Source organism: Bradyrhizobium cosmicum (genome assembly GCF_032290525.1).
GTDB lineage: Bacteria > Pseudomonadota > Alphaproteobacteria > Rhizobiales > Xanthobacteraceae > Bradyrhizobium > Bradyrhizobium cosmicum_A.
This window is the reverse complement of sequence record NZ_JASXTA010000418.1, coordinates 1-252: the sequence shown is the minus strand read 5'-3', so window position 1 is coordinate 252 and position 252 is coordinate 1. Positions and strand designations below refer to the sequence as shown.

The window sequence follows — 252 nt, the reverse complement described above, 5'->3', positions numbered from 1 at the left end:
CTCCATGAATCCGTGCTTCATGGTGCGTTTCGTGGAGTACGAAGAGTTCGAGTAGGAGGAGTTGTACCCGGTCACGGTCAGGTTGCCGAGCCGGTTCAACCACTGCTCGTGGATGCGCTGGGCCTCATCACCCAGTTCGTCGTGCCATGCCTGCGTGAGCGTCTGCGGCATGACGTGCTCAATGGTGAGAGACCCGTCCTCAATGCCGTTGGCGATGTCTCTGGTGTCGTTGGAATCCAGGTTCTCCAAGCA

At 58.3% G+C, this 252-nt stretch carries 1 protein-coding gene; it reads right to left on the bottom strand.

Annotation, left to right across the window (positions count from 1 at the left end):
* On the bottom strand, positions 1 to 249 hold a 249-nt coding region (locus QSV46_RS41690), incomplete at its 3' end, for an HNH endonuclease family protein (RefSeq protein ID WP_409997304.1).
* Between the last annotated feature and the right edge of the window lie 3 nt (positions 250 to 252).